Annotated in this window: 7 protein-coding genes; 1 reads left to right on the top strand and 6 read right to left on the bottom strand. The window is 67.6% G+C overall.

From position 1 onward, the window contains the following. The coding region (locus VFS34_13630; GenBank protein HET9795488.1) for a hypothetical protein at positions 1 to 600 on the top strand (600 nt) is incomplete at its 5' end. On the opposite strand, the gene VFS34_13625 is transcribed toward VFS34_13630, so the two are convergent. From VFS34_13625 to VFS34_13600, 6 genes are all read right to left on the bottom strand, one after another. Next, on the bottom strand, positions 597 to 1,430 hold the full coding sequence (locus VFS34_13625; protein ID HET9795487.1) for an RNA polymerase sigma factor RpoD/SigA: 834 nt from the start codon (positions 1,428 to 1,430) through the stop codon (positions 597 to 599). The two genes, VFS34_13630 and VFS34_13625, sit on opposite strands and share 4 nt — an antisense overlap. Continuing rightward, positions 1,427 to 1,789 (bottom strand): MerR family transcriptional regulator, encoded by a 363-nt coding sequence (locus VFS34_13620; protein HET9795486.1) that lies wholly within the window; start codon positions 1,787 to 1,789, stop codon positions 1,427 to 1,429. The genes VFS34_13625 and VFS34_13620 overlap by 4 nt, the downstream gene beginning before the upstream one ends. 2 nt (positions 1,790 to 1,791) lie before the next feature. Beyond that, positions 1,792 to 2,223 (bottom strand): Hsp20/alpha crystallin family protein, encoded by a 432-nt coding sequence (locus tag VFS34_13615; protein ID HET9795485.1) that lies wholly within the window; start codon positions 2,221 to 2,223, stop codon positions 1,792 to 1,794. A 49-nt stretch (positions 2,224 to 2,272) separates the two neighbouring features. Further along, positions 2,273 to 4,198, bottom strand: coding sequence for a molecular chaperone DnaK (dnaK, locus tag VFS34_13610; GenBank protein HET9795484.1), 1,926 nt, complete (start codon positions 4,196 to 4,198; stop codon positions 2,273 to 2,275). A gap of 95 nt (positions 4,199 to 4,293) precedes the next feature. Continuing rightward, a complete protein-coding gene (locus VFS34_13605; GenBank protein ID HET9795483.1) occupies positions 4,294 to 5,577 on the bottom strand; it encodes a DUF4388 domain-containing protein in 1,284 nt (427 codons plus the stop codon). A 6-nt stretch (positions 5,578 to 5,583) separates the two neighbouring features. Then, positions 5,584 to 6,004 (bottom strand): hypothetical protein (locus VFS34_13600; GenBank protein HET9795482.1); only part of this gene is annotated, 421 nt, incomplete at its 5' end.

Here is a 6,004-nt window from a genome sequence, read left to right as displayed (position 1 = left end):
GAAGCGGTCCTGCGCGACAACGACCTCACCGGCGCGCTGGCGACGATCTTCCGCGACGTGTCGACCTACTACTCTCTCGGGGTCAATCTCCGGAACGTCCCCGGGGCCGTGTCCCACCGCGTCGAGGTCGCCGTGTCGCGGCCGGGGCTCCGCGTCCGGGCGCGCCGGACCTACGTGGCCGAGGACGACGAAGCGCGGATCGAGGATCGCGTCCGGGCGACCCTCCTCACCGCGGCATCGTACGCGGATCTCGCACCGGCCGTCCGCGTCGGCCCGTCCTCCTCGGAGGCGGGAAAGGCGCTCGTCACCGTCGACATCGAGGTGCCCGCCGAAGCGCTGACGTTCCTCCCGGACGCCGGGCACGTCACGGCCCGGGCCGCCTACTACTTCGCCGCGGTCGACGAGCACGGCGAACAGACGCCCGTCACGCACGCGACGCAGACTTTCACGCTCGCGCCCGCCGACGCGCACGGCGGCAAGCCGCTCGTCGCGCGCGTCGCGTTGAAGCTCCGGAAGGGGATCTACCGGCTCGTCGTCAACGTGGTCGACACGGCGACCGGAAGGATGGGAACGGTGCGCACGGCGCTCCGCGCCGACTAGCTCCGGGGGGACCGGCGGCCGTCCCGCCAGTCGGAGGAGCGGAGCTTTTCGAGCGCCTTGTTCTCGATCTGCCGGACCCGCTCGGCCGAGATCCGGAGCGTCGCCGCGAGCGTCGCGAGCGTCCGCGGCTCCCGGCCGTCGAGGCCGTAGCGGTGCACGAGCACGAGACGCTCTCGCGGCGGGAGGGCCCGGACCGCCTGCTTCAGCGCGCGGAGGGTCGAATGCCGGACGACGGCCTCCTCCACGGCCGGCACCGCGCCGCCGGCGGCGGCGCGCACGGCTTCCTGGCCGGCGTCGCTGTCGAGCGAGACGTCTCCCGCGAGACGCGCGAGGAGCCAGCGGACCTGCGCCGGAGAAAGTCCCGATTCGCGGGCGATCTCGCTCTCCGAAGGAGCGCGTCGGAGCTCTCCCTCGAGCTTCTGCAGGGTTTCGTACAGGTGCGCCAGGAGCTGCCCGGGACGGCGCGGGAGCCGGATCGCTCCGGACTGGCCCTGGAGCGCCGTCAGGATCGCGTCCCGCACGTAGAAGACGGCGTAGGAAAGGAAACGGTTCGCCTGCGCGGGATCGTAGCGCCGCGCCGCTTCCATCAGCCCGAGATTGCCCTCGTGCACGAGGTCGAGGAGGGGAAGCGCCGCCCCGCGGAAGCGCGAGGCGTACGAGACGACGAAGCGGAGGTTCGCCTCGACCAGCGAGCGCAGGGCCGCCGCGTCCCCGGCGCGGATCCGCCTGCCGAGCTCGCGCTCCTCGTCCGGATCGAGCAGGGGAAAACGGGCGATGTCGGCCAGGTAACGCGTGAGGGTCTTGCCCCCCTCGCCCCGCGATCGCGTCACGGCTTCCGGAGAGCGCCCCCCGGGACCTTGACGAGGGCGTACCGCTCCTCGGAGGGGCGGTGGCGCGCCGCCTCTTTCTTGAGGAAATCGACGAGCCGGTCGGCCCGCTGCTGCAGGCTTTCCAGCCGCTCCTTCATGTTCAGGATCACCTCGACCCCGGCGAGGTTGACGCCGAGGTCGCGCGTGAGCGTCAGGATGATCTCGAGCCGTTCGATCGTCTCCGTCCCGTACAGGCGGGTGTTGCCCTCCGTGCGGTCGGGCTGGATCAGCCCCTCCCGCTCGTACATCCGGAGAGTCTGGGGGTGGATCGAGTAGCGGCGCGCGATCTCTCCGATCAGTACCGATCCGTCTTTTCGCATCGCTACTCCTTCGCCGCGCGCGTCCCCTTCTTCGGGGCGCGGATCGTGAGGATCCCGCTGGCGAGCGACGCGGAAATCCGGTCGGCGTCGATGTCGTGCGGAATCTCGAATTCGCGGTCGAAATCTCCGTAGACGCGCTCCATGCGAAGGAACCGGCTCGCCGGATTCACCTCGGGCCGGGTACCGGAAAGGCGGAGCCGGGCCCCTTCCACTTCGAGCTTGACGTCGGAGAGGGAGACGCCCGGGATCTCGACGCGGAAGACGTATTCGCGCGGACCTTCGAAGGCGTCGGCGGCGGGGGCCCACCGCGACGCGGCGCGCTCGTCCGCCCCCTCCGGAAATTCGCGGCGGTAGAGGACCTCCTCGAACAACCGGTTCATCTTCTCCTGGATCGCGATCAGCTCCTGCATGGAGTTCCAGCGAAAAGTCGTCATCGCTCCTCGAACGGAAAAGAAGAACGGGGCCCGAAGGCCCCGTTCGACGTCAGCGTTTGCCGCCTTCGCTGTCGACGTATTCGGCGTCGATCACCTGGTCTTCGTCGGAAGCCTGCGGGCGAGGGCGTTCCTCGCCGCCGCCGCCGGGCGATCCCGAAGGCGGCGTCTGCGCCTGCGACGCGCTCTTGTACATCGCCTCGGCGAGCTTGTGCGACGCCTTCTCGAGATTCCCGCGGGCCTGTTTCATGCGATCCGCGTCTCCCGACTCGAGCGCCGCCCGCGCCGCCGCGATCTCGTCGTCGAGGTTCTTCGCGTCGTCGTCGGAGAGCTTCCCGCGGTTCTCGGAGAGGGTCTTCTCGGTCGAGTACACGAGCGAGTCGAGGTGGTTCCGGGTTTCGATCTCCTCGCGCCGGCGCTTGTCCTCGTCGGCGTGCGATTGCGCGTCCTTGACCATCTTGTCGATGTCGTCCTTGGCGAGGCCGGAAGAGGCCGTGATCGTGATCTTCTGTTCCTTGCCCGTCCCGAGGTCCTTGGCGGAGACGTTCAGGATCCCGTTCGCATCGATGTCGAAGGTCACCTCGATCTGCGGAACGCCGCGCGGCGCCGACGGAATGCCGATCAGGTGGAAGACCCCGAGGAGCTTGTTGTCCCGGGCCATCTCCCGCTCTCCCTGGAGGACCTTGATCTCGACCGACGTCTGGTTGTCCGACGCGGTGGAGAACGTCTCGCTCTTGCGCGTGGGGATCGTCGTGTTGCGCTCGATGAGTTTCGTGCTCACCCCGCCGAGCGTCTCGATGCCGAGCGAGAGCGGCGTCACGTCGAGGAGCAGCACGTCCTTCACGTCGCCCGCGAGCACGCCTCCCTGGATCGCCGCGCCGACGGCGACGACCTCGTCCGGATTGACGCCCTTGTGCGGCTCCTTCCCGAAGAGCTCCTTGACGAGCTGCTGGATGCGCGGCATGCGCGTCTGCCCGCCGACGAGGACCACTTCGTCGATGTCCTTCGGCTCGAGCCCCGCGTCCTTGAGCGCCTGCCGGCACGGACCGACGCTCCGCTGGACGAGCTCCTCGACGAGCTGCTCCAGTTTCGAGCGGGAAAGGCGCATCTGCAGGTGCTTCGGCCCGGTCGCGTCCGCCGTGATGAACGGCAGGTTCAGGTCCGTCTCCATCGTGGACGAGAGCTCGATCTTCGCCTTCTCGGCCGCTTCTTTCAGCCGCTGCATCGCCATCGGGTCCTGGGAGAGGTCGATTCCCTGGTCCTTCTTGAACTCCTGGAGGATCCAGTCGATGATCTTCTGATCGATGTTATCGCCGCCGAGGTGCGTGTCGCCGTTGGTCGACTTGACCTCGACGACGCCTTCGCCCACCTCGAGGATCGAGATGTCGAACGTTCCGCCGCCGAAGTCGTAAACGGCGATCGTCTCGTCCTTCTTCTTGTCGAGCCCGTAGGCCAGCGCGGCCGCCGTGGGCTCGTTGACGAGGCGCTCGACGGTCAGGCCCGCGATCTGTCCCGCGTCCTTCGTCGCCTGCCGCTGCGAGTCGTTGAAATACGCCGGCACCGTGATCACGGCGCGAGTGACCTTCTCGCCGAGGTGCGCCTCCGCCGCTTCCTTCAGCTTCTGCAGGATCATGGCGGAGATCTCGGGAGGCGAATACTTCTTACCGCCCGCGTCGATCCGCACGTCCCCGTTGTCGGCCTTCTCGACCTTGTAGGGGACCATCTTCATCTCTTCGCTGACTTCGGAGAATTTCCGGCCCATGAAGCGCTTGATCGAGAAGATCGTATTGGCGGGATTCGTGACGGCCTGGCGCTTGGCGACCTGGCCGACGAGCCGCTCGCCGGTCTTCGAGAACGAGACGATGGACGGGGTCGTTCGGTTTCCTTCGGCGTTGGCGATGACGGCGGGATCGCCGCCTTCCATCACGGCGACCACCGAGTTCGTGGTGCCGAGGTCGATTCCAATGATCTTGGCCATGAGAGTGCGCCCTCCTTCTACCTTTCGGAGGGCCATTCTAGGACATGAGTGTTACCATGTCAAGTCTATTCTGGCAGGACCTCAGTACGCGATGCTCAATTCACAACGTCGATCCGGACCGGCTTCTTCCGCGTTTCCGCCTTCTTTCGCCGCTCGGTCAGCATCGTTTCCCGGGCGACCGGGTCGAGAGTCCGGCTCAAACTCAGGCTGGGGTTGAGCTTGCCGTCGAGGGTCTTCCCGTAGAGGTCGTACTTGTTGTCGCCGGTCCGAAGGATGTAACGGTAGCTGCCCGTCCCGGCCTCGATCGGCGCCGCCCCCTCGAGCACCGCGGCCGATTCGAGCTCCGAAAGGTTCGCGGGGTAGAAACCCTCGTTGAGATAGAAGACCTCGAGCCCCCGGTCGAGCCGCTGGAGCCACGCGACGGAAATCGAATTCTCCACGGGCGCGAGATAGCTCCCCCTCGCGCCGCTGAGGACCCGGTTCAGGGAATTCCTCGGAAGGAACACGATCGCGACGAGAAGGAGAGCCGCGAGGCATGCCCAGAGGACGAGAGCCGCGGGAGTGTTGGCGGGAATCACTTCGCGGGGCGGGGGGAGGGGCGGCGCGGCCGCGGGAACGGCGGCGGCGCTCGGCCGCTCGGCCTCGACGATCAGGCGGCGGCCGAGCATCTGGTCGAGGGCCTTGACGACGTCGAAGTCGGAGAGGAACGTGGCCTCGGTGACCTCCGTGACGGACCGCTTCCCGTCGATCAGCTTCCAGACGATCGCTTCTTCGGGAGTCACCGCCAGGGTTCCCGGAGCCTCCCCCTCCTCGTCGGAGACGATGGCGAGCTTCTCGGTGCCCGGCGCGCGCCGGAAGACGATGTCGAGCGACGGAATGCGGCTCTGGATCAGCGGCCACTCGTCGCTCATCCGCGCCGCTTCCATGAGGATGTTCTCGGTGGCGACGGGCGTGAAGTGGTCGACTTCGTACTCGACCGACTTCTCCTGCGAAAAGTAGTAGCGGCCGTCGCTCCATCGGAAGAGCCGGTAGATCAGGTTCAGGATCTGGGTCCGAAGGGCCGCCTGGAGGTCGCCGGGGGTGACGAGCCCCCGATTGATCAGCACGAACCCGATCCGCTGCTCGAGCCGGTTCTGCTCCTCGAGGACCTCGGCGAGAACCGCCGGCGTCAGCTTTCCGGCGCGGACGAGGAGATTTCCGAGACGATTTTCGAACCGGCGTTTCAGCGAATCCGCCGCGACCACCTTCCCGTCGAGAAAGGAAACCGAGACGGTGTCCTCCTCCCCTTCGACGGTCAGGACTCCCGTCTTCCGCTGGAAGCTGATCAGCTGGAGGATCTCTCCGAGCGAGAAGTCGCGCAGGGTGCCCCGGAGCGCCATCGGTCGTCAGCCCCTCAAGGCCCCGAGATTCGAGCCGACCCAGACCGTGAACGCGAGGAGGGTCCCGGCGATCTCGCGAACCGGGAAATACGTCGCGGTCGGAAGCGAGCGCACCGGATAGATGCGGCCGCCGACGAGCGCGACGAGCACGAAGAAGAAGAACCCGAACAGGATGACGAAGCCCGTCATCGGGCTCCCCTCCGCCATCCGGCGCGCCCCCGGGAAGACGACCGAGAGCCACCGGGCCTCGCGCTGCCGCTGGCGCACGTTGCGGCGGGCCTCCTCCGACTGCGCGACGTGCGAGGCGATGTCCCCCGCGTCCTTGCTCGAGAGCAGCCGGTCGCAGTCGGCGCAGTAGAGGGCCGCGGCGCCGGAAAGCTTGCATCGGCGGCAAAACGACTTCCCGCAGCGCGCGCACTCCCGAGCA

The sequence above is a fragment of the Thermoanaerobaculia bacterium genome (assembly GCA_035717485.1).
Lineage (GTDB): Bacteria > Acidobacteriota > Thermoanaerobaculia > UBA5066 > DATFVB01 > DATFVB01.
Note: the sequence above shows the minus strand (reverse complement) of the source record. Positions and strands in the feature narration are given on the sequence as shown.

Bases quoted from the DNA above. Each gene is read 5' to 3' on its own strand.
- VFS34_13620 (HET9795486.1), bottom strand. From the start codon at position 1,789: ATGCGAAAAGACGGATCGGTACTGATCGGAGAGATCGCGCGCCGCTAC.
- VFS34_13615 (HET9795485.1), bottom strand. From the start codon at position 2,223: ATGACGACTTTTCGCTGGAACTCCATGCAGGAGCTGATCGCGATCCAG.
- dnaK (HET9795484.1), bottom strand. From the start codon at position 4,198: ATGGCCAAGATCATTGGAATCGACCTCGGCACCACGAACTCGGTGGTC.
- VFS34_13605 (HET9795483.1), bottom strand. From the start codon at position 5,577: ATGGCGCTCCGGGGCACCCTGCGCGACTTCTCGCTCGGAGAGATCCTC.